The 25,970-nt window shown below is 47.5% G+C and carries 24 protein-coding genes; 21 read left to right on the top strand and 3 right to left on the bottom strand.

Annotation, left to right across the window (positions count from 1 at the left end):
• Nucleotides 1-196 precede the first annotated feature (196 nt).
• The 13 genes from mutS to glnA all read left to right on the top strand — a co-directional run bounded on the left by mutS (nucleotide 197) and on the right by glnA (nucleotide 17,715).
• Nucleotides 197-3,103, top strand: coding sequence for a DNA mismatch repair protein MutS (mutS, locus tag MKX74_RS15045; protein WP_341178990.1), 2,907 nt, complete (start codon nucleotides 197-199; stop codon nucleotides 3,101-3,103).
• Nucleotides 3,104-3,164: 61 nt separating this feature from the next.
• The gene (gene mutL / locus MKX74_RS15040) at nucleotides 3,165-5,525 is read left to right on the top strand and encodes a DNA mismatch repair endonuclease MutL (protein WP_341178989.1); all 2,361 of its coding nucleotides are present in this window, start codon (nucleotides 3,165-3,167) and stop codon (nucleotides 5,523-5,525) included.
• Nucleotides 5,526-5,574: 49 nt separating this feature from the next.
• Nucleotides 5,575-6,387, top strand: a complete 813-nt coding sequence (locus MKX74_RS15035) for a class I SAM-dependent methyltransferase (RefSeq protein ID WP_445667273.1) — start codon at nucleotides 5,575-5,577, stop codon at nucleotides 6,385-6,387.
• Nucleotides 6,371-7,351 carry a tRNA (adenosine(37)-N6)-dimethylallyltransferase MiaA gene (gene miaA / locus MKX74_RS15030; protein WP_341178988.1) on the top strand — a complete coding sequence of 327 codons (981 nt, stop codon included), beginning with the start codon at nucleotides 6,371-6,373 and terminating at the stop codon, nucleotides 7,349-7,351. Before MKX74_RS15035 ends, miaA begins: the two co-directional genes overlap by 17 nt.
• A 19-nt stretch (nucleotides 7,352-7,370) precedes the next feature.
• Complete coding sequence (gene hfq, locus MKX74_RS15025) at nucleotides 7,371-7,616, top strand: RNA chaperone Hfq (protein WP_018884213.1); 246 nt, start codon at nucleotides 7,371-7,373, stop codon at nucleotides 7,614-7,616.
• A gap of 178 nt (nucleotides 7,617-7,794) precedes the next feature.
• A complete protein-coding gene (locus tag MKX74_RS15020) occupies nucleotides 7,795-10,428 on the top strand; it encodes a PBP1A family penicillin-binding protein (protein ID WP_341178987.1) in 2,634 nt (877 codons plus the stop codon).
• A 141-nt stretch (nucleotides 10,429-10,569) separates the two neighbouring features.
• Nucleotides 10,570-11,127 (top strand): DUF402 domain-containing protein, encoded by a 558-nt coding sequence (locus MKX74_RS15015; RefSeq protein ID WP_341178986.1) that lies wholly within the window; start codon nucleotides 10,570-10,572, stop codon nucleotides 11,125-11,127.
• On the top strand, nucleotides 11,124-11,786 hold the full coding sequence (locus MKX74_RS15010) for a YdcF family protein (RefSeq protein WP_018884256.1): 663 nt from the start codon (nucleotides 11,124-11,126) through the stop codon (nucleotides 11,784-11,786). The genes MKX74_RS15015 and MKX74_RS15010 overlap by 4 nt, the downstream gene beginning before the upstream one ends.
• Nucleotides 11,787-11,935: 149 nt before the next feature.
• Complete coding sequence (locus MKX74_RS15005) at nucleotides 11,936-12,904, top strand: AAA family ATPase (RefSeq protein ID WP_018884257.1); 969 nt, start codon at nucleotides 11,936-11,938, stop codon at nucleotides 12,902-12,904.
• A gap of 297 nt (nucleotides 12,905-13,201) precedes the next feature.
• Nucleotides 13,202-14,488, top strand: coding sequence for a GTPase HflX (hflX, locus tag MKX74_RS15000; RefSeq protein ID WP_018884258.1), 1,287 nt, complete (start codon nucleotides 13,202-13,204; stop codon nucleotides 14,486-14,488).
• A 101-nt stretch (nucleotides 14,489-14,589) separates the two neighbouring features.
• Nucleotides 14,590-15,843: a methionine gamma-lyase family protein gene (locus tag MKX74_RS14995; RefSeq protein ID WP_018884259.1), complete on the top strand. Its 1,254-nt coding sequence runs from the start codon at nucleotides 14,590-14,592 to the stop codon at nucleotides 15,841-15,843.
• 83 nt (nucleotides 15,844-15,926) lie between these two features.
• Nucleotides 15,927-16,337, top strand: a complete 411-nt coding sequence (locus tag MKX74_RS14990) for a MerR family transcriptional regulator (protein ID WP_018884260.1) — start codon at nucleotides 15,927-15,929, stop codon at nucleotides 16,335-16,337.
• Nucleotides 16,338-16,386: 49 nt separating this feature from the next.
• Nucleotides 16,387-17,715 (top strand): type I glutamate--ammonia ligase, encoded by a 1,329-nt coding sequence (gene glnA / locus MKX74_RS14985; protein ID WP_018884261.1) that lies wholly within the window; start codon nucleotides 16,387-16,389, stop codon nucleotides 17,713-17,715.
• Between the two features lie 66 nt (nucleotides 17,716-17,781).
• Here glnA and MKX74_RS14980 read toward each other — a convergent pair whose 3' ends face one another.
• From MKX74_RS14980 to MKX74_RS14970, 3 genes are all read right to left on the bottom strand, one after another.
• Nucleotides 17,782-18,960 carry a tyrosine-type recombinase/integrase gene (locus tag MKX74_RS14980; protein WP_341178985.1) on the bottom strand — a complete coding sequence of 393 codons (1,179 nt, stop codon included), beginning with the start codon at nucleotides 18,958-18,960 and terminating at the stop codon, nucleotides 17,782-17,784.
• 74 nt (nucleotides 18,961-19,034) lie between these two features.
• Nucleotides 19,035-19,445 carry an ImmA/IrrE family metallo-endopeptidase gene (locus MKX74_RS14975; protein ID WP_341178984.1) on the bottom strand — a complete coding sequence of 137 codons (411 nt, stop codon included), beginning with the start codon at nucleotides 19,443-19,445 and terminating at the stop codon, nucleotides 19,035-19,037.
• Between the two features lie 3 nt (nucleotides 19,446-19,448).
• The gene (locus MKX74_RS14970) at nucleotides 19,449-19,862 is read right to left on the bottom strand and encodes a helix-turn-helix domain-containing protein (RefSeq protein WP_341178983.1); all 414 of its coding nucleotides are present in this window, start codon (nucleotides 19,860-19,862) and stop codon (nucleotides 19,449-19,451) included.
• Between the two features lie 222 nt (nucleotides 19,863-20,084).
• On the opposite strand from MKX74_RS14970, the gene MKX74_RS14965 reads away from it, so the two are divergent.
• The 8 genes from MKX74_RS14965 (at nucleotide 20,085) to dnaI (ending at nucleotide 25,885) form a co-directional block, all read left to right on the top strand.
• Nucleotides 20,085-20,270 (top strand): helix-turn-helix domain-containing protein, encoded by a 186-nt coding sequence (locus tag MKX74_RS14965; RefSeq protein WP_341178982.1) that lies wholly within the window; start codon nucleotides 20,085-20,087, stop codon nucleotides 20,268-20,270.
• Between the two features lie 66 nt (nucleotides 20,271-20,336).
• Nucleotides 20,337-20,603 carry a group-specific protein gene (locus MKX74_RS14960; RefSeq protein WP_341178981.1) on the top strand — a complete coding sequence of 89 codons (267 nt, stop codon included), beginning with the start codon at nucleotides 20,337-20,339 and terminating at the stop codon, nucleotides 20,601-20,603.
• Between the two features lie 22 nt (nucleotides 20,604-20,625).
• Nucleotides 20,626-21,744 (top strand): ParB N-terminal domain-containing protein, encoded by a 1,119-nt coding sequence (locus MKX74_RS14955; protein ID WP_341178980.1) that lies wholly within the window; start codon nucleotides 20,626-20,628, stop codon nucleotides 21,742-21,744.
• The gene (locus tag MKX74_RS14950; protein ID WP_341178979.1) at nucleotides 21,741-22,172 is read left to right on the top strand and encodes an ORF6C domain-containing protein; all 432 of its coding nucleotides are present in this window, start codon (nucleotides 21,741-21,743) and stop codon (nucleotides 22,170-22,172) included. The genes MKX74_RS14955 and MKX74_RS14950 overlap by 4 nt, the downstream gene beginning before the upstream one ends.
• Before the next feature lie 171 nt (nucleotides 22,173-22,343).
• The gene (locus MKX74_RS14945; RefSeq protein WP_341178978.1) at nucleotides 22,344-22,652 is read left to right on the top strand and encodes a hypothetical protein; all 309 of its coding nucleotides are present in this window, start codon (nucleotides 22,344-22,346) and stop codon (nucleotides 22,650-22,652) included.
• A gap of 89 nt (nucleotides 22,653-22,741) precedes the next feature.
• Nucleotides 22,742-23,902 (top strand): hypothetical protein, encoded by a 1,161-nt coding sequence (locus tag MKX74_RS14940; RefSeq protein WP_341178977.1) that lies wholly within the window; start codon nucleotides 22,742-22,744, stop codon nucleotides 23,900-23,902.
• 17 nt (nucleotides 23,903-23,919) lie between these two features.
• A complete protein-coding gene (locus MKX74_RS14935; RefSeq protein WP_341178976.1) occupies nucleotides 23,920-24,945 on the top strand; it encodes a phage replisome organizer N-terminal domain-containing protein in 1,026 nt (341 codons plus the stop codon).
• A 4-nt stretch (nucleotides 24,946-24,949) separates the two neighbouring features.
• Nucleotides 24,950-25,885, top strand: a complete 936-nt coding sequence (gene dnaI, locus MKX74_RS14930; RefSeq protein WP_341178975.1) for a primosomal protein DnaI — start codon at nucleotides 24,950-24,952, stop codon at nucleotides 25,883-25,885.
• The last annotated feature ends 85 nt before the right edge of the window (nucleotides 25,886-25,970 follow it).

Genomic DNA, 25,970 nt, shown 5'->3' with positions numbered 1-25,970 from the left:
CTAGGATTGTTCGAATAGATGATATAGGGCATTTTGCATAAATCCAAGAAACGACTTATATCCAGCAATTTATTGATCAAATTGATTTTATTTGTCAATAATTTGTATCCGAAAGTGCTTAAAATCGAATTATGCAAAATGCTGGAATAGCAATATTGGAGACAGTATACAGATTGATGTAATTTTGGAGGTTGTCATGGCCAATTATACGCCAATGATTCAGCAATATTTACAGATTAAGGAACAGGCGCAGGATGCTTTTCTTTTCTTTCGGTTGGGTGATTTCTATGAGATGTTCTTTGATGATGCCGTTCTGGCTTCCAAGGAGCTGGAGATAACACTGACTGGACGTGAAGGAGGCGGCGAGGCCAAAATTCCTATGTGTGGAGTGCCTTACCATTCTGCAGACAACTATATTCAGCGCTTGATTGAGAAGGGCTATAAGGTAGCGATCTGTGAGCAAATGGAAGACCCTTCTGTGACAAAAGGGATGGTCCGGCGCGAAATCGTACGGGTCATTACACCAGGAACGGTGATGGATGGGAAGAACCTCGGCGATCGGGCCAACAATTACGTTGTATGTGTGACAGAGGCTTCAGGGATGTTGGCCCTAAGCGCGAGTGATCTGTCCACTGGTGAGTTGTACGTTACTTCGGTACCGTACGCCGAGGAGTGGCTGATGGATGAGATTAATATTTATGAGCCATCAGAGATTATCGGGGATGCTCGACTGCTGACACTTATATCCTCTAGAACGCTCCCTACCAGCAGGAAGATCGTCTATACCGAGTGGGACAAATCCAAGGACGATCTCGTGCGAAGCCAATTCGGGGAGCCTGTGTGGGCCCGTATGCCTGAGGAGCGTCGTCAGTGCGTCTCACGCTTGGTGGCTTACTATCATGAGACGCAAAAGCGCTCCTTAGGTCAATTGACCCAGATCTCATCCTATGAACCGAACCATTTCATGATTCTGGACCCGTTCACCCGCCGGAATCTGGAACTGGTAGAGACTGTGCGTGAGCGCTCCAAGAAAGGCTCGCTTCTGTGGCTCCTTGATCGAACCGAGACCTCTATGGGAGCTCGGATGCTGCGACGCTGGATTGACAAGCCACTAATCTCGAAGCAAGCGATAGAGGATCGTCTGGAGGCCGTGGACAAGCTATATCACCAGTTCATTCTCCGTGAGGATATCCGTGAGCAATTGAAGGAGATCTACGATCTGGAGCGTCTGGTGGGACGTATTGCCTTTGGCAGTGCCAATGCCCGTGATCTGATCGCGCTGCGTGCTTCTCTGGAGCGCATTCCTGAGCTTCAGCAACTGTGTGCTGCTTCACCATCCATCACATTGCAGCAGATTGCCAGCAATCTGGACCCATGTACAGATCTGTATCAGGAGATCGAACAAGCTATCATGGAGGAACCTCCTGTATCGGTGCGGGAAGGTGGCATGATCAAGCAGGGCTATCATCAGCGGCTGGATGAGCTGAGGGAGGCAAGCACGAACGGCAAACGGTGGATTGCTGAGCTGGAGGCGAAGGAGCGTGAAGCGACAGGCATTCGTTCTCTCAAGATCGGCTATAACAAGGTGTTCGGCTATTATATAGAAGTAACCAAATCGAATCTGGCCTCTCTTCCAGCTGGACGTTATGAACGGAAGCAGACGCTGGCAAATGCAGAACGGTACATAACACCAGAGCTGAAGGAGAAGGAGACTCTGATTCTGGAAGCTCAGGATCAGATGGTCGATCTGGAGTACAGTTTGTTTGCTGCCTTGCGTAGTAGACTGAATGAAGAGATTCCCCGCCTGCAGAGCTTGGCGGAGCGAATTGCGGAGATGGATGTCTATCAATCCATGGCGACGGTCAGCAGTGAGCGTGGATTCGTTAAGCCTGAGATCAACGATGGCTATGATCTAATTGTGGAGCAGGGGCGTCATCCAGTCGTGGAAGCGGTAATGAAGGATGTTGGCTTTATTGCTAATGCGACCAGGCTGGAAGAGGACAAGGCACGTATATTGCTGATTACCGGTCCAAATATGGCTGGTAAGAGCACCTACATGCGTCAGGTCGCACTGATCAGCATTATGGCTCAGATTGGCTGTTTCGTTCCAGCAGAGCAGGCCAAGGTGCCTCTGCTGGATCGAATATTCACACGGATCGGTGCTGCTGATGATTTGATTGGTGGTCAGAGCACATTTATGGTTGAGATGGCGGATATTCAGGTCATGACCGAAAAGGCCACCCCACGCAGCTTGATTATTATTGATGAGCTGGGACGTGGGACCTCGACTAGTGAAGGGATGGCTATTGCTCAGGCTGTTATTGAATATGTGCACGACCATATCGGGTGTAAGGCACTGGTATCCACTCATTTTCACGAGCTGGCGCATCTGGAGGAGAGCCTTCATTCATTGCGCAACTATTCTATGGCGGTGCAGGAGAGTGGGGACAAGGTTCATTTTCTGCGCAAGCTGGTGGCGGGGGCTGCAAGCAGCAGCTATGGCATTTATTGTGCTCGCCTGGCCGGCCTTCCTGGATCCATTATAGAGCGTGCCAATGGTCTTCTGGATGGTTTTGAGGATGCTGCGTCACGGGTGACCGCTGGTGTGGAGCGTGATGCACAGGCTTATAAGCCTTCCGAAGGTGATAGTCACCTGAAGGAGACGGAGAAGGGGCTCGCGTTGCGCGAAGTCTCTGTGACGTCCGAGATGAAAGCGAGCGAGACCTGGAACAGCCCGTTTACACATCAACAAGCTCGGCAAGATGAATCACAGAATCAGCATCCTCATCAGCATATTAGCCGAGACAATAACACGTACACTGATCAATCTAATGTTCAGCATCCGGACCAGCAAAGTGATCGAGAAGAAAAGATAGCAGCAATAGCAAAGGAACATTCGCCGCAGTCAGATGGCAAGGGTGTGTACCAACTTTCGCTCTTTGGCGAACAGGATATTACACCAGTCAAGACTGTGTCCCGTGAAGATGCTGCTGTGGAGCAATTTATCCAGCAGGTCAAGCGTGCGGATGTTATGAATATGACGCCTCTGCAAGCGATGCAGCTACTAAATGAGCTGAAGCTGAGGGCTACGGAGCTGTCGTAATCGAACATGGTGCTGTGCTACTGTTTGTATAAGTCTGCCTGAGCTGTAAGGAGGTAATGCTATGGCTAGAATTAAAGTGCTTGATGAGCATATCGCGAATCAGATTGCTGCTGGCGAGGTCGTGGAACGCCCTGCATCCGTAGTCAAAGAGTTACTGGAGAATTCGATTGATGCGGGAAGTACTCGAGTGGAAGTATCCGTGGAAGAAGGGGGCCTCCAGAGCATTCGTGTAACTGACAACGGTGGCGGTATCGACCCGGAGGATGTGGAGACAGCCTTCTACCGACACGCGACGAGCAAGATCATCCACGGACGGGATCTCTTCCAGATCACGAGTCTGGGCTTCCGTGGAGAGGCTTTGCCAAGTATAGCTGCCGTATCCAAGGTAGAACTCCTGACAGCCTCTGGAGATGATGGCAAGGCCCGCAGAATCGTTATTGAAGGCGGTAAGCTGGTGACCCATGAGGAAGCGGCTGCACAGCAAGGAACGGATTTCATAGTGCGAGAGCTGTTTTATAATACTCCGGCCAGGTTGAAATATATGAAGACGATTCAGACGGAGCTGGGCCACATCTCGGATGTGCTGTATCGTATGGCCTTATCACATCCAGAGATTGCGTTCACGCTGCGTCATAACGGCAATACGTTGCTAAGGACTCTGGGAAATGGTGACTTACTGCAGGTCATCGCCGCAGTCTACGGTACAGCCGCTGCAAAGGCTATGATTCCGCTAGAGGATGAAAGTCTGGATTACCGACTCTATGGCTATGTCAGCCGCCCCGAGTGGACTCGCTCCAGTCGGAATGCCATCTCAACCGTTGTGAATGGTCGTTATATTCGTGGCTACGGTCTGAATCAAGCCTTGCTGAAGGCTTACCATACATTGCTGCCTATTAACCGTTATCCGCTTACGGTATTGTGTCTGGACATGCATCCATCATTGGTGGATGTGAATGTACATCCCGCCAAGCTGGAGGTGCGATTCAGTAAGGAGCCCGAGCTCTATCAATTCGTGGAGCAGGCTGTACGGAGTGCTTTGCATCGGGAAGTGCTGATTCCGAAGGCTGTGAAGCGAGAGATTGGCAGTCCTACCAGCAGAGCCTTCATCCAAGAGCAGTTTCGCTTCGGGTCTGCAGAGCAGGGGGCGAGTACCTTGCCAGATTCGTCTTCGGCGTTACAGCAGACCTCCGAAGTTGTGACGATCGAGCAGGCAGCAGCTAGTAGCCAGACACATCTGGTAGCTGAGGACGAAGAACTCGATGCCCCAGCACCTGATGTGATCGCTGAAGCTACGAAACAGGAGGGAGCGTTCAATTCCATTCCTGAGCAGGCTTCCAAGACGTCAGGAAGGCATGCTGCAGCCAGCTCCGAATCGGCTCTCAGCGAGCAACTCAGCGGTGAGTCAAGTCAACAACTTAGCACAAGAACAGAATTACAGTCCGAAGATACGGCGCATGGAGGCAAGTCATTGTCATCAATGAATAAGCAGGACACAGGCCAATCTGGCAATGTCTATACGGCATCGGCATATTCAGACAAGTCTGACCTAACAGAGCAGACAGCTGCACAAAATGCTGTAAAGAAGCCGGAAAATAGGGAGTATGCTTCAGGTATAGCTGGAGTAAAAGATTCAACGACTTCCAAGATGGCCTCGAGTACAGTGGTTAAGAATGCAAGCGTGGCGCCGACAGCTTATAGCAATGGAAGCATCGTACGTGAGACGTCAAGCCGCGGAGCCGGGAGCTATCAGTCAGGTCGGGGGTCCAGTTCGAATCGTGCTTCCATGAGCTGGACACCAGAGCAGCTATCATCGGTAGCGGGATCTGTACCTGAAATTCCGGCTTTTCCTGAGCTCAGTGTCATTGGTCAGCATCATGGAACCTATCTGATTGCGCAAAATGATAGTGGCCTGTATCTGATTGATCAGCATGCGGCTCATGAGCGTATTAATTACGAGTACTATTACGAGAAATTTGGTAAGCCTGAGCAGGCCTCGCAGGAGCTGCTTTTGCCCATTACGCTGGAATTCACCCCATCGGAGTCTGACAAACTTAAGGACCGCTTGAGCTGGTTCGCTCAGGTTGGGGTACATTTGGAGCATTTCGGCGGTCAGACGTTCCGCGTAACCTCTTATCCCTATTGGTTACCCAAGGGAGAGGTGCAGGATGTTATTGAAGAGATGGCAGAGTGGGTGCTTGACGAAAAATCCATCGACCTTGCCAAGCTGCGCGAGGCCAGCTCGATTATGTGCTCCTGCAAAGCCTCCATTAAGGCTAACCAGAAGCTTACGTTACAGGAGGCGGATGTGCTGCTGAAGCGTCTTTCGGCCTGTAAGCAGCCGTATACATGTCCTCATGGTCGCCCCATCGTGATTTCCTTCTCGACGTATGATTTGGAGAAGATGTTCAAGCGAGTTATGTAGTATGTGCCAATATCAACAGTTCAGCAAGATATAGCGAGGAAGTATGCCAGTGAGCAGTTATAATCCAATTCAAGATATGATCGTGACTACGGGGGACAACCCTTCCCCCGCGGTCATTGCGCGAGCAGAGGAGTTCGCGTATACGCATAAGCTCAAATATGCACCAAGAGGGCGCTTGTCCATCGCCAGGCTGGCGGAGGTCCATGAAGCTGTGGACGTGCTTGTTATATTGCACGAAGCTGTACGGCTGATTCGGCCGGGCCGAACACCCATGTCGTTCCATCCCAGCATGGGGCTCATTCGCGCCAAGCGCGTGCTGAAGCAGGAATCAGATCCACTGCTGACCATCTCGAGAGTGGCTCCAGGCGATCAGATCCTGGATTGCACAGCGGGTATGGGCTCCGATGCGTTGGTTCTCTCAATGGGAGCTGGTCGCACCGGACAAGTCACTGCGCTGGAAAGCTCTTTCCCGGTGTATGCTCTTTTGCGTGAAGGGATGAGTGAGTATCAGTCGGGTGTACCCGAGATTGATGAGGCGCTACGGAGAATTGATGTGCGCCATACGGGGCATCTGGAATGGCTCAGCCAATTGGAGGATCGCAGCGCGGATGTGGTCTATTTTGATCCAATGTTCCGAGATCCCTTGCTGGACTCAGATTCCATCGGTCCGTTGCGTAGTTACGCCAATCCAGATCCGCTGAGCGAAGTCAGCATTCAGCAAGCTTGCCGGGTAGCGAGAAAGACGGTTATTCTAAAGGAGAAACGCAGCAGTGCTGAGTTCAGACGTCTTGGCTTTGAGGCGGAGACACGCGGACAGAAGAAAACAGTGTACGGAGTGATTAACATTGACAGCGCTACATAAGCCACCACTATTGGTGCTGGTCGGCCCAACAGCGGTTGGCAAGACCAAATCAAGCATCGACACGGCCAAGACCTTCGGCTGTGAGATTATATCCGGAGATTCCATGCAGGTCTACAGACATATGGACATCGGTACTGCGAAAATATCCGAAGCGGAGATGGAGGGCATTCCCCACCATTTGATCGATATTCATGAGCCAGAGTACCCTTATTCTGTGGCGGAATTTCAGGCGGAATGCCGAAGGCTGATTCACGATATTCAAGGTCGCGCCAAGCTTCCATTCATCGTAGGTGGTACGGGACTCTATGTAGAATCGGTATGTTATGAATATCAGTTCTCCGAGGTGGGTGCTGATGAGGCTTTCCGGGAGGAGCAACTAGAATTTGCGCAGCAACATGGTGCTGATGCCCTTCATGCCAAACTGGCAGAAATTGATCCCGAGAGCGCACAGCGACTGCACCCGAATGATCTTCGCCGAGTGGTCAGATCTCTTGAGGTGTACCATGTCAGCGGTCAGACGCACAGCTCCCTTCTGGCGGCACAAACAAAGGAATCTCCTTATCATCTGTGCATTGTGGGTTTGACAATGGATAGGGAAATGCTATATAAACGTATTGAAGACCGCATCGACGGTATGCTGAGGCAAGGGCTTGTAGAAGAAGTGTCCGCGCTAATGGAGCGTGGTGTGCGAAGTGATGCAATATCCATGCAAGGACTGGGCTACAAGGAGATTTCAGCCTACCTGCGTGGTGAGATGACTCTGGATGCAGCAGTTACGTTGCTCAAAAGAGACACCCGCCATTTTGCAAAACGGCAGCTTTCCTGGTTCCGGCACATGAAGGACATTGAATGGATTGATGTCACGCACGCATCATCTGTTCAAGAGACATCTCGGAAAATCCGAGACATTGTTGCAGGAAAGTACGGGACAGACCTTGAATATACTTCAGAACAACTCAAATGATAATTGGGGGTACGGCTAAATGAACAAGTCCATCAACATCCAAGATACGTTCTTGAACCAACTGCGCAAAGAAACGATTCCTGTAACTGTGTATCTGGTGAACGGATTCCAAGTACGTGGGATTATTAAGGCCTTTGACAATTTCACAATTATTATCGACTCCGATGGACGTCAGCAAATGATCTACAAACACGCTATTTCGACCTTCACGCCACAGCGCAATGTCTCCTTGATGCAGCAGCAGGATTCCAGCAACGAGGGATAAGTAGGTCATTTCTGAAACTTTCTAGCTTCACATTGCGTTTAAAAGAATAACAATGAATCCGGAGCAACCTGAAACAAGGTTGTTCTTTTCATTCGGAAGTCATTGTCTGTGCTAATCGACATGGATTGGAGTAGCAGAGAGAGAGACATATTTTGTATAGCGAAAGGGAGTCAGGGTAATGTCAAATGATTCATTGTCCAGATCCGGAAATCGCAACAGACCCAGAACACCTGCCAACCCGAAGCCGAAGGCTAAGAAAAAGAAGATTACAGGCAAACGTGTGATGTGGACGCTGTTTTTTACAACAGCCTTTGCGGTATTCTGTGCACTGGCCGGATATCTGTTTTTGACCGTAAATGGGGAGAAGCTATACCAGGCTAACCTGGACAAAGTAACGGTGAATCCACCTACGGAGATCTACGATCGAAACGGTAAGCTGATGACAGAGCTATCATACGAAAAAAGCGATCCCGTCGAGGGGGATGAGATACCTCAGCTATTGAAGGATGCGTTCGTAGCTACTGAAGATAAACGATTTTATGAGCATCAGGGCGTCGATATTTGGGCCATCGGCCGTGCGGCCGTGCGGGACGTTGTAGCAAGAGCTGCGGTAGAGGGTGGTAGTACGATCACGCAGCAGCTCGCCAAGAACCTGTTCCTAACCCGGGACAAAACCTTTTTCCGTAAAGCAACCGAGGTCTCCATTGCGATGGCACTAGAACGGGACATGGAGAAGGATCAAATTCTGACTCTGTACCTGAACCGGATCTTCTTCGGTCATCAGCGGGTAGGTATCAAGGCAGCATCGGAGTACTACTTCGGTAAGAGCGACCTCAATCAGCTGGAGCTGTGGGAGATGGCGACATTGGCCGCAATGCCAAAAGGACCATCCAAATACAATCCATTGTCGAATCCGCAAGAATCCAAGGATCGCAGAGCTGTCGTGCTTACATTGATGCAGGAGCAAGGCTATATCACCAAGGAGCAGATGGATGAGGCCAAGGCTGTAGATTATGCATACGAGCCTCCAGCAAGAGAGCAGAAATACCAGCCTTTCATTGAATATGCTCTGGACGAGGCAGAGGATGTGACGGGGCTTACCCGTGATGATCTGACTGTCGGTGGATACAAAATCTATACGACGATGGATGCCCAGGCGCAGACTGCGCTGGAAAAGGCCTTCAAGGACGATGATTTGTTCGAGAAGAGCAGGGACGAGCAGCCTGTACAGGGCTCCATGGTTATTATGAATAATCAGAACGGTTCTCTGGCTGCTATTCTAGGGGGGCGTGACTATCAGCGTGGTAATCTGAATCGGGCTACAAGTGTTCGCAGACAGCCTGGTTCGGCATTGAAGCCGATCGTCTCCTATGCACCTGCACTGGAGACAGGCAAGTTCAATTCCAACTCCCTGCTGAACAATGAGAAGCAGTGCTTCGGTAACTATTGTCCGAAGAACCTTCATGGATACTCGTCAACTGTAGGTATGAAGGAAGCCATTACCAAATCGGAAAATATTCCAGCGGTATGGCTGTTGAATGAAATTGGTGTGAACACAGGCTATACGTTCGCCCAGAAGCTGGGAATTCAAATGGGCGAAAATGATAAGACCTTGGCCATCGCCTTGGGCGGTATGGAGAAAGGGACCAACACCCTCGAAATGGCGCAGGCGTACAGCGCATTTGCCAATAAGGGGAAATATCAGCCCGCTTATGCCATTAAGGAAATACGGGATAGCTCTGACTCTGTGCGCTATAAGCATGAATCGAGCCTGACCGAGGTCATGTCTCCAGCAACGGCTTACTACATGACTGAGATGATGCAGGATGTCGTGAATACAGGCACAGGCAGAAGAGCTAAGATTGATTGGCCAGTTGCAGGTAAGACTGGTACAACTCAAAGTGGCATTTCGGGCAATAGCGGCAACCGGGATGTATGGTTCGTCGGTTACACACCTGAATACACGGGAGCTGTGTGGATGGGGTATGATCAACCTGACCGTAACCATATGCTCAAGAACAGTAGTGGTCTGACAGCCCAGTTCTTCGGTCGTGTCATGAGCGAGGCGCTCAAAGGTCATCCAGTGACTTCCTTCGAGAAGCCGGATGGACTGGAGCCGCCGGAACCCGTGGTAGAAGAGCCGCTGGTGTCCCCGGTTAGCGGACTTGCGGCAGATTATCGCCCTGAGACACAAATTGTCAACCTGTCTTGGAATTCGTCCGAGACGGAGCAGGTACAATACCGTGTCTACCGGAAGGCTGAGACCGAATCGGATTTCCGGGGGATTATTGAGGGATTGTCAGTTACCAATACAGAGGATATTGATGTACCTGAGGGTATGACCTTTGATTACTATGTCGTCGCTTACGATGCGCAAGGCAATGAGTCTGATCCGTCCAATACGGTTCGCGTTCAGATTACAGCTGCTGAACCACCTGCACAGGAGCAGCCTGGTGATCTCGAACCGGACCCTGAGAACCCTATTCCAGGTGATGGAACACAGCCTGGTAACCCGGAGTGGCCGGGAGTGCCTGAGGACCCGAATAACGGAGGCGGAACTGGTGTAGATCAGCCAGGGGGTACGAATGGGACTGATCCTGTGACTCCTGGTTCCGATAGCGAGGTTCCAAGTGATCAGCAAGAGATTCCTCCAGTAGACCCGGGGAGCACGAATCCATCCAATGAGCCTGTTCAGGGGACTCCGGATGCAACGGTCAGTCCCGGGCTAGAGAATAGCGGCAATCACGGAAATGGTAATGGTAACGGAAGAAGTAACGGAAATGGGAATCAGGGGAATGGCTTCGGGGGCTAAGTTGAACTATGAAGTCGAAGATAGGAAGGCTACTAAGGTACTTATACCTAGTAGCCTTCTTTTTTGTGACAAGCGTCCGCTTTGAGTGTATTGTGCAAATATGGTAAGCTTGAGGTACCAATGTTGGAGAGGAACGTCTATATGAAGCGTAAATTTGGAGACCGAGCGAATTGGCGCCGCATTACGAATCGCAAATTCACCTGTCGGTATATTCAGAGTGAAGCGTTCACCGGGTACGTGACTCTATACACAATGCTGAACTTGAAGGAGCCATTATGGAAGACGTATGGCAGTCATACGTTCTGTATTGCAGACAAAGGCTATTCTTGGCTGCAATATTATCCTAAAGATGAGCATTATGTAGTAACGGCGATGTTCGATGATAAGCAACAGATTGTTGAATGGTATATTGATACCTGCCGCGGTCAAGGAGTCACGGATCAGGGGGTTCCCTGGTTTGATGATCTGTACCTGGATGTGGTTGTCCTGAGCAATGGCGAGATTTTTTTGGTAGACGAAGATGAACTGGAGGAGGCCCTTGAGAAGGGACATATCTCTGCAGAAGATGCTGCTCTTGCGGAGCGCACCGCTGCCGACCTGCTCAAGGCCATTGATGCACATGTCTTTCCTTATTTCAAGATGTCGCTTCAGCATCGTGCGGAGTGGTTTCACAATGGAGAGTTCAGGAGGAGGCAATGAAGAACTTATTGCGCAAGCACAGCTCCTCCATAGTTAACGTAAGTGAACCATCCCCTACGAGGCCGCGCACCAAGCGCTGGCGTATTATTTTTGTGATCATTCTCCTTGGCGGTGCATTGTGGGCCAGCAGCTTCATCTGGAGAATGAACACGGCTGAGAGCACAGCAAATCTTGTGACTGCGGATGTAGGGATCGTGCTGGGAGCGTCAATGTGGGGAGATGCTCCCAGCCCTGGTCTGAAGGAACGGCTAGAAGAGGCCAGGCTGCTATATGAGAGTGGACAGGTTCCGAGGCTGATTGTAAGTGGTGGTCTGGATGATCCGTCATTTCGCTATACAGAAGCAGAAGGGATGCAACGATATTTGATCCAGCATGGCATTCCTGAGGAGCATATCCTACTTGAAAATGATGCGACCAGTACGTATGAGAATTTACTGCTGAGTCAGCAGATTATGAAAGACCATGGCTATAGGACGGCCATTATCGTCACGCATACTTACCACGGTCCCAGAGCCATGGAGATTGCGCGTGCCCTTGATTATAAGAATCCACAATTATCTCTTACCGATACAGAGGTTCTTTCTCCGATCGTGCATCAGGGACGAGAGGTGCTGGCTTATGCGAAATGGACCCTTCAGCGCATGTTGCTAGCTGTCTGAACTTATGTTTTCTTGGATCATAGGTGGTGCGAGCCTGAATCGGCTGCGCCCTGCCTCATGTCATGAACAAAACTGCTAATATGGACATGCACCACTGAATACATTGATTAAAGGGACGGTACCCGATCAAATGTCGAGGTGATGGATGCATGAACGGACGGGGAATGGCAGCAGGTAAACAAGCTGCGGAACGGCCTTCCAGGCAGATCAATGTCGTAATACGCAGCCAGGAGCCTCAGAATTCTATAGAAGCTGCTGCTGCAGCGCTACCTGCCAAGGAATTGCCACAGCATGCTCTGTATCAGGAGATCCGCAAAGAGCTGGATCAGCTCGTTGGTCTGGATAACATCAAAGAACTGGTGTTTGAAATTTATGCTTTCTTGCAAATTGCGCATATGCGTGCAGACGCAGGACTGCTGAGCGATGCACACGTCTATCATATGATATTCAAAGGTAACCCAGGCACGGGAAAGACGACGGTGGCCCGGATCGTTGCCAAGATGATGCAGCGGCTTGGTGTATTATCCAAGGGGCATCTGATTGAAGCGGAGCGTGCGGACCTGGTTGGGGAATATATCGGGCATACAGCTCAGAAGACCCGTGATTTAGTGAAGAAAGCCATGGGCGGCATATTGTTTGTGGATGAAGCCTATAGCTTGGCGCGGGGCGGAGAAAAGGATTTTGGCAAGGAAGCCATTGACACCTTGGTAAAAGCGATGGAGGATCAGAAAAATCAGTTTATTCTGATCCTGGCAGGCTACTCCGGGGAGATGGATTTCTTTCTGCATACGAATCCCGGATTACCTTCGCGTTTTCCCATTCAAATGGAATTCCCAGATTATACAGTGGACCAGTTGATTCAAATCTGTGAGCTGATGGCCAAGGATCGGGATTATATTTTGCTCCCCCAAAGCATACTAAAAATGAAGCAGCATTTAATGTCTGCAAAGCAGGAAAGTCTCCACGCGTTCAGTAATGCGCGCTATGTTCGCAATGTCATTGAACGTTCTATTCGTCATCAAGCGGTTCGATTATTGAATCAGTATGCTAGCGGTCAGCCCGGCAAGCTGGAATTGATGACGCTACGTCCGGAGGATTTGAAAATATCCAACGATTAGGCGATAATAAGGGTTTGGGCACAAGTGTTCTATGAATACAGTAGTGATTGGGCGTATGAGTAATAAGGATACAGTTAATAATCTCAAGGTAATAGTAATAATTTGCTGTAACTGTGTAGTATCATTAAACGGAGTAATATGACCGATGTATAGGATGTATGAGGGTCAGAAATGGGTCAAGCGTGCCAAAATAAAAATCATATCTCTAAAGCCTGAGCCGACCTGGATAAGGTCGGTTTCTGCGCGGATATTGAAATTGAAACGAACATTGCAGCAAGAGGAGCTGAACAAGCATAGATGAGCAACCAAACTTTTGACACACAAACAGATATTAAGGATCGTGCAGTCCTGGTCAGCCTGATCACGGATGAAGTGAAGCGTACTGGTGTCGATCCCCAATATTCTCTGGATGAGCTGGTGAAGCTGGCGGAGACGGCGGGGGTAGAAGTATTAAGTGTAATGAGCCAAAACCGGGAGACAAGGGATACAAAATGGTTCATCGGTAAAGGGAAAGTGGAGGAGCTGCGGGCCATTGCGGATACACTTGGTGCGACTACGGCCATCTTTGATCAGGAGCTGTCCGGTGCCCAGGTGCGAAATCTGGAGGAAAGTCTGGACCTCAAGATCATTGATCGTACGCAGCTCATATTGGATATATTCGCGCAGCGGGCCAACACGCGTGAGGGGATCATACAGGTTGAGCTTGCCCAGCTCTCCTACCTGCTGCCGCGTCTGTCGGGACAAGGTAAAAACCTCTCCAGACTTGGAGGGGGAATTGGAACACGGGGGCCTGGTGAAAGCAAGCTGGAGACAGACCGACGTCATATTCGTGACCGGATCGGGGAGTTAAAGCGTCAATTGGAAGAGGTTACACGGCATCGCCGGCTGCATCGAGAGAGAAGGCAAAAAAGCGGAGTCATTCAGGTGGCACTGGTGGGGTACACAAATGCAGGGAAATCAACATTACTCAAGCAGCTGACTGCTGCGGATGTATATATTGAGAATCAGCTTTTTGCTACGCTTGATCCGACTTCTCGAAATATGGAACTGCCAAGTGGAAAAGAAATTGTACTGACGGACACCGTTGGATTCATTCAGAACCTTCCACATGACTTGGTGGCCGCATTTCGGGCGACGCTAGAAGAGGTTAATGAGGCGAATCTGATTCTCCATGTGGTGGATGCTTCGTCTGACATGAGAGATGATCAGATGAAGGTGGTACAGAACATCCTGCAGGATCTGGGTGCAGCAGACAAACCGCAGCTGGTGTTGTTCAACAAGAAGGATGCTTGCTCACCTGAGCAGCTGGAAATGCTTCCGGCAGGTCCTGAATACGTGAAGCTAAGTGCTTTTGATGAAGCGGATTTGTTGAAGGTTCGGGAGATGATTCAGGAGCATCTTACTGGGGATACCATTGTGTACAAAATTCCAGCGGAGCGAGGAGATCTGACGTCGGTCATCTATCGCGTTGGGGATGTCATTCGGACGGAATATGAAGAGAATGATGTGATATATGAGGTTCGATTGCAGAAAAGCGAGTATGAAAAATACGGCTATGCTTTGCGAGAATTTACAATGGCATAACATGAAATGAAAGTTATTTACAATATAGACTGTCAAGAAAATGACATGAAGAGGTATACTATTCGTCAGCTTGAGGGACAAAAAGGGGATTGAGGTTAAGGATGGTTCATTTTTCACCAGAGATTGAACAGGTTAAGGAACGGGTAGAGGAGAAGATTCAGGGGAGATTACGGGAGATTGACAGCATTGTGGACCTGAATCAGTGGAAGGTCATTGAGGCGTTCCAACGGCATCAGGTGAGTGATTTTCATTTTGCTAATTCGACGGGTTATGCGTATAACGATCGTGGGCGAGAGGTGCTCGACCTTGTGTATGCGGATGTATTCGGGGCAGAAGCTGCCCTAGTTAGACCGCACTTTGCATCTGGCACGCATACAATTGCAACAGCGTTGTTCGGTGTGCTCCGTCCTGGCGATGAGCTGCTGTACATTACGGGGCGTCCATATGACACTTTACACAAGGTTATTGGTCACGAGAATGACGGAACGGGCTCACTTGCAGACTTCGGAATTCGTTATCGGGAAGTGGCTCTTCAGGCAGATGGCGAGATTGACTGGTCAGCCGTACAGCAGGCGATCAGCCCGGCAACAAAGGTCATCGGTATTCAGCGTTCACGGGGCTATGACTGGCGGGCGTCCTTCACAGTGGCTCAGATTGCTGAGATGATTCAGCAGGTGAAGGAAATGAAACCAGACGTTGTAGTCTTCGTAGATAACTGTTATGGAGAATTTACGGAGAAGCAAGAGCCTACGGATGTTGGTGCCGATCTGATGGCGGGCTCGTTAATTAAAAATCCGGGGGGCGGAATAGCAGAGACCGGAGGCTACATATGTGGTAAAAAGGAATATGTGGAGCTGGCGGCTTATCGTTTGACTGCACCAGGGATTGGTTCAGAGGTTGGGGCTATGCTGGGGACCACGAGACATATTTATCAGGGTTTGTTTTTGGCGCCTACCTTAGTCGGGCAAGCTGTAAAGGGAAGTGTTTTCGCAGCAGCTGTGTTCGAGGAAGTGGGCTTCGAATCCAAACCAGGCTGGCAGGAGCAAAGGACTGACCTCATCCAGGCTGTTTCTTTCACAGGTGCTGAGCATCTCATTGCATTCGTACAGGGGATACAACGTGCTGCAGCTGTGGATAGTCATGTGGTGCCGGAGCCTTGGGACATGCCTGGCTATGAGCATCCTGTCATTATGGCGGCAGGGACCTTTATTCAGGGAGGTAGCCTGGAACTATCCGCGGATGCGCCGATTAGAGCGCCTTATATCGGTTATATGCAAGGAGGACTTACCTATTCCCACGTCAAATTTGGTGTTCTAATGGCACTGCAAACGATGAAGGATCGCAATTTACTGTGAGTTTACCTAACATATCATTGACATTTTACATCAGATAAATGTACAATGAGGTGAAGAAAAGATCACTGGAAGGTTGATGAACGATGGGTGACGAAATTCGCAGAAATATGGCCTTATTTCCAATCGGAATCGTTATGAAGCTGACAGATCTGTCAGCGAGGCAGATTCGTTATTATGAACAGCACAGTCTGATTGTTCCGGCACGTACGTCCGGTAATCAGCGCCTTTTCTCATTCAATGATGTAGAGCGCTTGCTTGAAATCAAAGCACTGATTGAGAAAGGGGTTAATATCGCAGGCATTAAGCAGGTAATGAACCCTGTCTCCAAAGAATCTGAGGAAGCAACGGTAATTACGGCTGATACTGAGGTCAAGCGTCGGGAGCTGTCAGATACGCAGCTGCACCGTTTGCTGAAGCAGCAGCTCGTTGCAGGGAAGAGACCAGGTCAGGTCTCCATGATTCAGGGTGAGCTGTCCAGGTTTTTTAATAAATAATTAGCTATTATACTCCATTACATGATAAGAGAGAAAAGGAGAGGTTACATTGAGTTACAGCAAAGAAGACATTCTCCGTATTGCCAAGGAAGAAAACGTTCGTTTTATTCGTCTGCAGTTCACGGATTTGCTTGGTACCATTAAGAATGTAGAGATTCCTCTGAGTCAGCTTGAGAAGGCACTGGATAACAAAATGATGTTTGATGGTTCTTCGATTGAAGGCTATGTCCGCATTGAGGAATCTGATATGTATCTGTATCCAGATCTAGATACATGGGTGATTTTCCCTTGGGTTACGCAAAACCGCGTGGCGCGTCTAATCTGTGATATTTATATGCCTAATGGTGAGCCGTTCGCTGGAGATCCACGTGGGATCTTGAAGAAAGTGTTGAAGGAAGCCGAAGAAATGGGCTACTCTTCCATGAATGTTGGACCTGAGCCTGAGTTCTTCCTGTTCAAGACAGATGAGAAGGGCAATCCAACAGAAGAATTGAATGACCAGGGTGGATACTTCGATCTGGCTCCGACGGATCTGGGCGAGAATTGCCGTCGCGAGATCGTTCTGACACTGGAAGAGATGGGCTTCGAGATTGAGGCTTCCCACCACGAAGTGGCACCAGGCCAGCATGAAATCGATTTTAAATATGCAGACGCTATCAAGGCTGCGGATCAGATCCAGACGTTCAAACTGGTCGTGAAGACTATCGCGAGACAGCATGGCCTGCACGCTACATTTATGCCTAAGCCATTGTTTGGCATGAACGGCTCAGGAATGCACTGTCACCAATCCTTGTTCCAAGGCGACACTAATGTATTCTATGATGAAAGCGATACGCTTGGCTTGAGCCAGACAGCACGCTATTATATGGCAGGAGTGTTGAAGCACGCTCGTGCGATGGCGGCAATTACGAATCCTACTGTGAACTCGTACAAGCGTCTTGTACCAGGCTATGAAGCTCCTTCCTATGTGGCATGGTCTGCTAGCAACCGTAGCCCGATGATTCGAATTCCGGCATCTCGCGGTTTGAGCACTCGGATTGAGGTTCGTAACCCAGATCCGGCTGCTAACCCTTATCTGGCACTGGCTGTAATGCTGAGAGCAGGTCTGGATGGCATTAAGCGTCAATTGACATTGCCAGCTCCGATTGACCGTAACATTTACGTCATGACAGAGGAAGAACTGGTGGAGGAAGGCATTGCAAGCCTGCCTGCAGATCTGAAGGAAGCGCTCGGCGAGCTACTGCGTAGTGAAGTAATTGCAAGTGCGCTGGGAGATCACGCGCTCGCATATTTCTATGAGCTTAAGGAAATTGAATGGGACATGTATAGAACTCAAGTTCACCAATGGGAACGCGATCAATATCTGTCCTTGTATTAAGAGTAAGAATGCTGTAGTAACAAGGATTTTTGAGGATTAATTCGGGGGATGTTTTAGAAGGGAGCGTTAATTCTTCTGAGGCATCCCCCTTTTATCCCCCAAATCTGAACCGAGAATAGAGGCCGTGTACTGTTCATATTTATCCATGCTGCGCTTCTCCAGCTTTTTTGAAATATGAGCATACACGTCAGATGTAATTTGCACGCTCCCGTGACCCAGCTGCTCCTGCACAAACTTAATGTCTGCACCTGCTTCAAGCATGAGTACAGCGTAAGTGTGACGGAGAGAGTGGATACGTAAATCGTCATGCAGTTCTGCCCGTTTTAAAATAGCCTTGAATGAGTTAAACAGAGTTGACTTGGGCATAGGTTTCCCATCGTTGCGACATAGAACTAGATCCAGGTCATACCTATACATAGATTCGCCTAAATTAGCCTTGTTTTGATCTTGCCAATCACGATGGTACTTAAGATCATTAGTAAGTGTAGTGCTGAATGCGATCGTGCGTGTTGACCTGAAGGTTTTGGTATCACCAAACAACTCGTCCTCTTCATCAGGTTGAAAATCAAGAGTTTCGTCGATATGGATCGTTTTTTCATCAAAGTTAATATCGGACCACTTTAGAGCTGCCGCTTCCCCTTTTCGCATACCTGTTTCTATCAGTGTCTTATAAAATATCCAGTGTATATAACCATAACTCCTCGCGGTGTGCAGAAACTTAGGTATGTCCCCCGAGTCAATGAATTCAACAGAACTCTTCTTTTTATCGCCTTTGATAACAGAACCCATACAAGGGTTTCGCTCTAATTTACCTTGTATAACTGCGCGTTCCATCGCCCCGTATACCGTTGTGTTAATTATTTCTACAGTTCTCCGACTCAATCCCTTTCCGAGACAGTGGTCCAAGAAATCCTGATACATATCTGGCTTTAAATTCTTAAGCATCAACATCTTAAAGTAGGGCTTAATGTGTGTATTTAAATTGTTTTCATGCTGCCTAATTGTATTTTTTCGTACAACACCTTTCTTATATTTGTCAATCCAGTTGCGAATAAAGTCCACTAAGGTCACGTCAGTCTGCTCATAGCCTTGCTGAAGTTTTTTTAAGAAATCGGCAGCTGCTAACTCAGCTTCAGGTTTAGTTCTAAAGCCCGAATCTGATTTTTCCCGTTGCTCCCGTGTGAAAGGGTCGGTGTATTTTAACCGATATCTCCATCCACTTTTCAACTTTTTGTAATTAGCCATTATTAACCCTCCGAAAGAACGTGTGTTCCTGTTTTTGTATATGTTAAACCGCTTTGCAGCGGTGGAAGCGCAAGTTAAGATAGGAATATATGTAGTTCAGATGGGATAGAACACCGACGCAAAAACTGTTCTTTTGTCTCTCCTGTTTCTGGAGTGGCCGAAGAAGTGAGCAGCTTAACGGCAAATTGATTTGCCTGCTTTTCATATTTCCCGGTGTTAGAAAATGACCTCTCATCCAAAAAGAATCTACTGATGCCGGGGTGTAGTCGGTCATGTGCCAGCTCATGGGCGCAGATAAATTTCTGCCAAGGTTCACTTAATCCTGAATGTATTGCAATGAAACGGCGTCGAAGTTTGCGATAGTACATACCGCGTGTGTTTTCTCCAAGGTCGCACTGCCAAATTTGAATATTAAGTCCTTCTGCAATTTGAAAAGGGCAGTTAGTTTTGAATCTTCGTACAAGTCTCTGAACGATTTGGTCCATAGATTAGTCCTCGGATTTTTTGCGACCGTAAGTTTCTTTATTCTTCTTTTTTGCGTCCCAAAACATAGCTTCCATAACTCGCTTTATTTTTTCTTTATCGTCTTCTGAGATCGGAATACCGTCAAACATTACTGGCTGATCTTCTTCTAAGATTGTCTTGAAGTCGCGTACATCCTTTGGTGTAGCCCACTCAGGGTACTGAAGTTCTTCTGTAGATTTATCACTTTCAGCCGTACCTAAGAGAAAGTCAAGGCTAACACCAAAGTAGTCGGCAATTTTCTGGAGCTTTTCCTGTTTAGGCGTATATTTACCTTGTTTCCAACTGGTAAGTGTGGCTGTCGTGATTCCGGTTTCTTTTGCAACACGATAAGCTGTGACGTTACGTTCTTTTAATAGCTTTTCAAATATTTCATACATTAAGTTTTCCTCCACTTTTTTTGATCACAAAATAAAGTCAGAAAACTAAGCCTATTTAGGTTGACTAACTTAGATAGCTATGCTAACATACAAACATAACTTAGAATACTAAGTTAAATCAAAATAAGACTAAGATTTCTTTTATAACTTAGGTCGCACTATGGATTATATAAGAAAACTTAGCTATGTGTCAACAGGTCTGTGTGAAAGGAGGTTACTTCAGTGTACGAAAAGTTTCAAGAGCTATTGATCGAGTCAAAAAAAACACCCTATCAGGTGTCTAAAGATACTGGTGTATCCACATCTACTTTATCCAATTGGAAAGTCGGAAATTATACCCCGAAGCTTGACAAAATCAAAGTGATCGCAGACTACTTCGGGGTGTCTATTGATTACTTCTTGGATTAACCCGCCGGAGATTATGTGCCAAGAACTAAACAAAAGCATACTAGCAAGAGAAGGCGGTGATAGAAGGTGTTAACAGTCAGTGTAAATGAAAAAGAAGCGCTTCAGCTAATTAAACAGAAAATAGTTGAAGTTCTAAAAGAAGCTGACGTTGAGTATGTGTTCTGGGATGCAACTGAGTTAAAGCGACGTACTTGCATGAGTTGGAATTTTATTCAGGAACAGTTTTTCTTTCATCCTGATTTTCCGAAACGGAAAGTAGGCAGTAAATGGTACTTTCCTGCTAGGGAGACTCGCAATTTTTTGGAGAACTGGTTAGCGGATCAACCTAAATAAAGAGTTAGAGGAGGGATATGTATTGCAAATAGACATTAACTTAATCAAAGTCAATGACAGAATCCGTAAAGATTTCGGTGGCATTGAAGAGCTTGCGCGAGATATTGAACAAAATGGACTAATCAATCCAATACTGGTGACCCCAGACTATCAGTTAATAGCTGGAGAGCGTCGATTGCGTGCGCATCAATTCCTGGGCCGTGAAGAAGTAACAGTCAGGGTCATGGAAATTGAAGATTTCGAACACCAGCTCCGCCTTGAGATCTCTGAGAATGAGCACCGCAAGGAGTTCACTTTTTCCGAAAGAGTGGACTGGGCACGGCGCTTGGAAGAGGTCGAGCGTATCAAGGCAAAAGAACGGATGGCAGGTAAGGAGAATTTGCCTGACCAACCATCTGGGCAGGTACGAGACATTGTAGCGGATCAAGCAGGTTTTGGATCAGGTCGACAGTATGACAAGGCCAAATACATCAAAGATAATGCCACACCAGAAATCATTCAGCAGCTTGACGAAGGATTAATAAGCACGCATAGGGCTTACGTCGAGACGAAGGAGCGTTTGGAGGCTGCTGTTCGTGAGGCGGAGGAGAGAGCTAGGCAAGCAGAACAAGAAAGAAGCGCCCTGCAGAAACAATACAAGGATGCTGTTCCGGCAAATCAATTGGAAGAGGCCGTTGCTGCTGCCGTTGAACGTCATGAGGAAGAGACAAACGTCTTCCTTCAGAAGAAGGATCAAGAGGCTGCTGCAAAGATTAAGGAACGGGATGATTACTGGAAGTCCAAACTGGAACAAGACTTGGAATCCGAACGCGTGAAAGTGGACGAGCTTAAAATGGGCTATCAAAGGGCTAAAGAAGAACTGGAGACAATCAAGCTTCAGCAGCCTGATGATTTTGACGATCAGCAGGCAGCGGCCCAAATGAAGAAACTTCGTTTCGAAGCTGACAGCAATACGATACAGGTCAGCATTCATGTAAAGCAGTTTCTTCAGAAGGTTGGAATTACTTCATTTATGCTTGGGGCCATTTCAGGCGCGAGCAGTTCTGAGAAGAAGCGTTTATCAGAGAGCCTTGATATGTTGGAATCCTTTATTGAGCAGCTGCGGCCTGCTATTAATTCTAGGAAGGTGGTAGAGAAATGACACTTATTAGTTCTAATCAACAGACTGATTTTCTGACCGTGGTCGAGAAGCAGATGCAATTGACTGAAGCTCAGGGGATGGCAATCCGCGGCTTGGTAGAAGGGATCAAGCAAATGCATTTAGACGTAACGGAAAAGGTTGAAGAAGTACAGATGATGGTTCAGGAGGTCAGGGACAGCGTTACGCTTATTGACGCGGAATGCTATCAATTGCAGACTCTTGTCCATCAAAAGTCGATTGCTCTAACAAAGGATCGTTACAAAGAGACTGATGGCAAGTTCAAAGATACTGTCGGTCGGTATCGGAGAATGGTCTGGAGTAAACTCAAGAGTCGGTTTGAGGTGGTGAAATACAGCCATATCAGACGAATTGACTTTGATGACGCAGTGGACTTCATTCGGGATTTTCGTCCGGAGGACTACATTTAAGGAGTGAGTTGGTTTGAAGATTATGACACTTGACCAGTTAGCTCAGCTTTGGTCTCACAAGCCATTGCAGTATACCATAATCAGACGAAATATTGATAGGAAAGAGAGGTCATGCTGATCCGTGCAGACAAGCTACTCCGGACCAGAGTGTTACGGAGGGAATTGAGAGATTTGTACGAGGATTACATTGATGCTGATGAACTCGGCGTCAGTAAAAATGGTATCCAGAAAAACATTGTCTCTTTAAGCAGCAGACTGGAACGTCTCGAAAAATCAATTAAGAAGAACGTTGAGTATGAGGGGTTGGAATGGTCGCCACCTTCTGGTTATAAGGTAGCCGGAGAGGAATTAGGTCGTTGTAAGTTGTGTAATCGTATCGTCTTCTCTGGGCAAAAGTACCCAGACCCAAAAGAAGAAGGACTTTTCTGTAATTACTATTGCAGATCGGTATTCCGCAAAAGTAACAGAAAAATCCCATGAGTTAATCGTGCTACCAACACGATCACTTGTTTAACAATTCACCGGAAGTATAACACGAAAACTAAATAATGAAAATAGGGGGATGACCCATGAAGGGTGAAAAAGATTTTACATCATGGCAAACCAGTATCGCTATCAGAGGAGATAAAGACATATCTCATCCCGTCTTTATGAGCATGCTTGAAATGATGAAAGGTAGAGGGTTCGCCATTGGTTCAGACCCACGGATAGACCGCGACTATGCCATTCTTTCAAAGGATCATTTTACTGGGAGCAAGGGAGATCTTCTCTTCACAGCTGAAAAATATAACATCGGTGCTCGAATCGAATTCTACCAAGAAATAAATGTGGAGAACCCCAATGGCGGAAGGTATGACTTTGACAAATTTGAAAAGATGCCTTATCTGCTCCAGAAGCGCTTCTTGGTAGAGCGCAGACATATTGAGAATTTTTTGCTAGGCGAAGGTTTTAAGTGTGACTCTAAGCCGGAGCTTAAAACATCGTTTGATAAGGTGTTCCACGAACTTAACTCACCAAGTAGACACTGGAGCTCTGATAACCTTCCAAATTACAATGCGCTTGACAAGGATGGTGTGCGGATTAGCAATGGAGAGGTTAAGTACTTCCGAGATCATAAGGAAGGGCTAATGCGTGGAACTGTCTATCACAACATCAACAACATGTGGTGGGTGATTGTAAACAAAGATTGTTATACCAATTTGGCTGCATTTGAATTGTTTGATCTGGATTCCAAGCCTGAAAACAGAATTAGGAAATTGATTAGAAGATCAGGACACCAAAATCCTAAATCACGGTTTACTCCATCGGATGAGCAGTTGAAAGAATGGAACAAAAAGGCGAAGCGTGCTGGTAAGGATGGAAGAATTAAATTGGCTAACGAGATATTAAGATACCTATATGAAATCGGTTGGATGTCTAGAAACTTTCAGTTTCTTATGAAAGAATCCAAACGTTTGGGGCTTGTTGAGACTGAGGGTAATCCTTATTTCTTTGGAGAAAGAATAGGTGAGAGAAAATTCGATCCGCCGAAACCTATTCCCCTTTATCCCAAGCCGAGACGCATGTCAGGAACTGAATCTGGATGGGTAGAGAATTTGAGGAATTATGTGACTTATGGGAAACCAACGGTCTCCAAGTGGTTTTGCAAAGATCAAAATGGTGAAGGTGGACAAGCGTACCTTTGGCCTGAAGTCAGGGAAAGACTTTTATTGATCGGCGCACATGCTTAGCAAGGAGAGGCTGAATCATGTCTGAAATAAAGTGGATTAAACTCAGCGTAAATATGTTTGGAGACGAAAAAATTGAACTCATCGAAGATATGCCTGAAGCAGATACGATCATTGTTATATGGCTCAAATTATTAGCTATGACAGGTAAAGCTAATATGGGTGGGTACATCATGTTGACCGAAACTATCCCCTATACGGAAGATATGTTGATATCAGCTATCAAGCGTCCTCTTCCGGTGATACGAATGGCTTTGTCTATATTTCAACGTTTCGGGATGTTGGAAGTCTCTGAACAAGGAGCTTACTTTCTTCCGAATTGGGAGAAGCATCAGAATGTGGATGGAATGGACAAAGTAAGAGCTCAAACAAATGATAGGGTTCGCAGGTTCCGTGAGAAGCAAAGGCTACTTGAACCTACCTCGAAAAAACAAGGTCGAAACGGTAACGTTACAGGAAACGCTTCAAGTAACGTTACAGTAACGCCCAGTAACGGAACAGATATAGAACTAGATTTAGAAAAAGAAAAAGAAAAAGATAGTAGTTGTTGTTTACTGCCCGAGGCTGAAGTCAATTCCAAAGATGAGGGGATACCGTCTTCCCGGCAAGGTGCCGTTCCTGCCACTCCTGAAACAGATACCGACTCTGGACAGGCTGAAATATTATCCGCGGAATTAGATTATCGCAAGGCAGTTGCCAGCAAGTACCTTCAACGCAGAGGCAGGGGCTTAGATATCACGATGGCTGACGAAGCCAGCATTGATGAATTACAAGCTGCTAGCATCCCTCTCCAAACTGCTTTAGATGGCATCGACCAGTCCTTTGACAAATTCAAACCAAAGCATAAGCGAGATGAGATTCGAAGTTTGAACTACTGTACGACCATAATTTTCTCGCTGCATGCATCACGTCAAGTTGCCATTGAAAGGACTGATGCGGTGGAGCATGAACAGGAAGATGTCTTCGTGCTTAAACCAACTGAACAGTACACCGAAGGCGATTTACAACAAATGCTTGCTGAGCTAAGAGCAAAACAGGGAGGCTGACAGCGTGGGAAGTTTTCAGGAAGAATTAAAGGCACTAATACCTTCTCGATTTTCCGAGCGTCAAGCTGCAGTCATCCAGCAAATTGATAGTCACCCGGAAGTACAGCGACTAAGGCAGAAGTATCCTGATCGAACAGAAGACTTAATCAGTCCACGGCGCTATAGGGACATATCACAGCATCTTGCCTATTGTGATGCATGCAGTGTATGTCCCGGTTTAAAAGACTGCCAGAACGCCCAGAAGGGGCATAGGAGTGTTGAGGAGCCAAACGCCGACAACAGCAGCGAGCTAGTCTTTAGGTTTCGTAAATGTGATCTCTTGAAGGCTTATGAAAGGCAACAAGGCATAGGGCAGAGAATTAAGAGTCATTTCATCCCAGAGCATATTTTGAATGCTACCTTTGATGATATCGAGCCAGATGGTCCGAGGATGGCAGCTATAGCAGGATCGGTAAAGTTTTGTAGTGAGTTTGTGCCAGGTAAGACCGTAGAGGGCTTGTATCTTTATGGGGCGATGGGAGTTGGAAAAAGCCGTGTCGCTGGAGCCATTGCTCAAGAACTTGCTAAATGTGATGTGGATGTTCTCATGGTCTACGTACCTGATTTTATCGAAGAGGTCAAAGATGCCATTGGCTCCAAAGAAAGTGTAGCGAAGAAACTTGATGCTCTCAGGACGGTGCCGGTGTTGATACTTGATGATATCGGAGCGGAGTCTATGAGTGGTTGGGTAAGAGACGAAGTAATTAGCCCGATCCTCCAGAGACGTATGGAGAGATTGCCGACCATCTACACATCAAATCTAACTATGAAAGAGCTATTCAACCATTTTGCTAATGCCAAGGGAGCTCAGGACGAGAAGAAAGCAGCTCGGATTATTGAACGGATTGAACCATTTGTGAAGATACTGCCGGTCGGTGGTAGAAATAGACGGAGGGATTAAGATGTGCAGAACATGTGGAGGTAGCCAAGTGGCATATCAACGCAAGGGAGCTATTGTAATGCTGGGACCGTGTCCTGCATGCAAT

The sequence above is a fragment of the Paenibacillus sp. FSL K6-1230 genome (genome assembly GCF_038002385.1).
GTDB lineage: Bacteria > Bacillota > Bacilli > Paenibacillales > Paenibacillaceae > Paenibacillus > Paenibacillus massiliensis.
The sequence above is the reverse complement of the archived record's forward strand: the minus strand, read 5'-3'. Positions and strand labels throughout refer to the sequence as shown.

Bases quoted from the DNA above. Each gene is read 5' to 3' on its own strand.
- MKX74_RS14940 (WP_341178977.1), top strand. From the start codon at position 22,742: ATGAAGGGTGAAAAAGATTTTACATCATGGCAAACCAGTATCGCTATC.
- MKX74_RS15015 (WP_341178986.1), top strand. From the start codon at position 10,570: ATGAAGCGTAAATTTGGAGACCGAGCGAATTGGCGCCGCATTACGAAT.
- MKX74_RS14975 (WP_341178984.1), bottom strand. From the start codon at position 19,445: ATGGACCAAATCGTTCAGAGACTTGTACGAAGATTCAAAACTAACTGC.
- MKX74_RS14970 (WP_341178983.1), bottom strand. From the start codon at position 19,862: ATGTATGAAATATTTGAAAAGCTATTAAAAGAACGTAACGTCACAGCT.
- MKX74_RS14980 (WP_341178985.1), bottom strand. From the start codon at position 18,960: ATGGCTAATTACAAAAAGTTGAAAAGTGGATGGAGATATCGGTTAAAA.
- mutL (WP_341178989.1), top strand. From the start codon at position 3,165: ATGGCTAGAATTAAAGTGCTTGATGAGCATATCGCGAATCAGATTGCT.
- MKX74_RS15020 (WP_341178987.1), top strand. From the start codon at position 7,795: ATGTCAAATGATTCATTGTCCAGATCCGGAAATCGCAACAGACCCAGA.
- hflX (WP_018884258.1), top strand. From the start codon at position 13,202: ATGAGCAACCAAACTTTTGACACACAAACAGATATTAAGGATCGTGCA.
- MKX74_RS14950 (WP_341178979.1), top strand. From the start codon at position 21,741: ATGACACTTATTAGTTCTAATCAACAGACTGATTTTCTGACCGTGGTC.
- hfq (WP_018884213.1), top strand. From the start codon at position 7,371: ATGAACAAGTCCATCAACATCCAAGATACGTTCTTGAACCAACTGCGC.
- MKX74_RS14990 (WP_018884260.1), top strand. From the start codon at position 15,927: ATGGGTGACGAAATTCGCAGAAATATGGCCTTATTTCCAATCGGAATC.
- MKX74_RS14995 (WP_018884259.1), top strand. From the start codon at position 14,590: ATGGTTCATTTTTCACCAGAGATTGAACAGGTTAAGGAACGGGTAGAG.
- MKX74_RS15010 (WP_018884256.1), top strand. From the start codon at position 11,124: ATGAAGAACTTATTGCGCAAGCACAGCTCCTCCATAGTTAACGTAAGT.
- mutS (WP_341178990.1), top strand. From the start codon at position 197: ATGGCCAATTATACGCCAATGATTCAGCAATATTTACAGATTAAGGAA.
- MKX74_RS15005 (WP_018884257.1), top strand. From the start codon at position 11,936: ATGAACGGACGGGGAATGGCAGCAGGTAAACAAGCTGCGGAACGGCCT.
- MKX74_RS14935 (WP_341178976.1), top strand. From the start codon at position 23,920: ATGTCTGAAATAAAGTGGATTAAACTCAGCGTAAATATGTTTGGAGAC.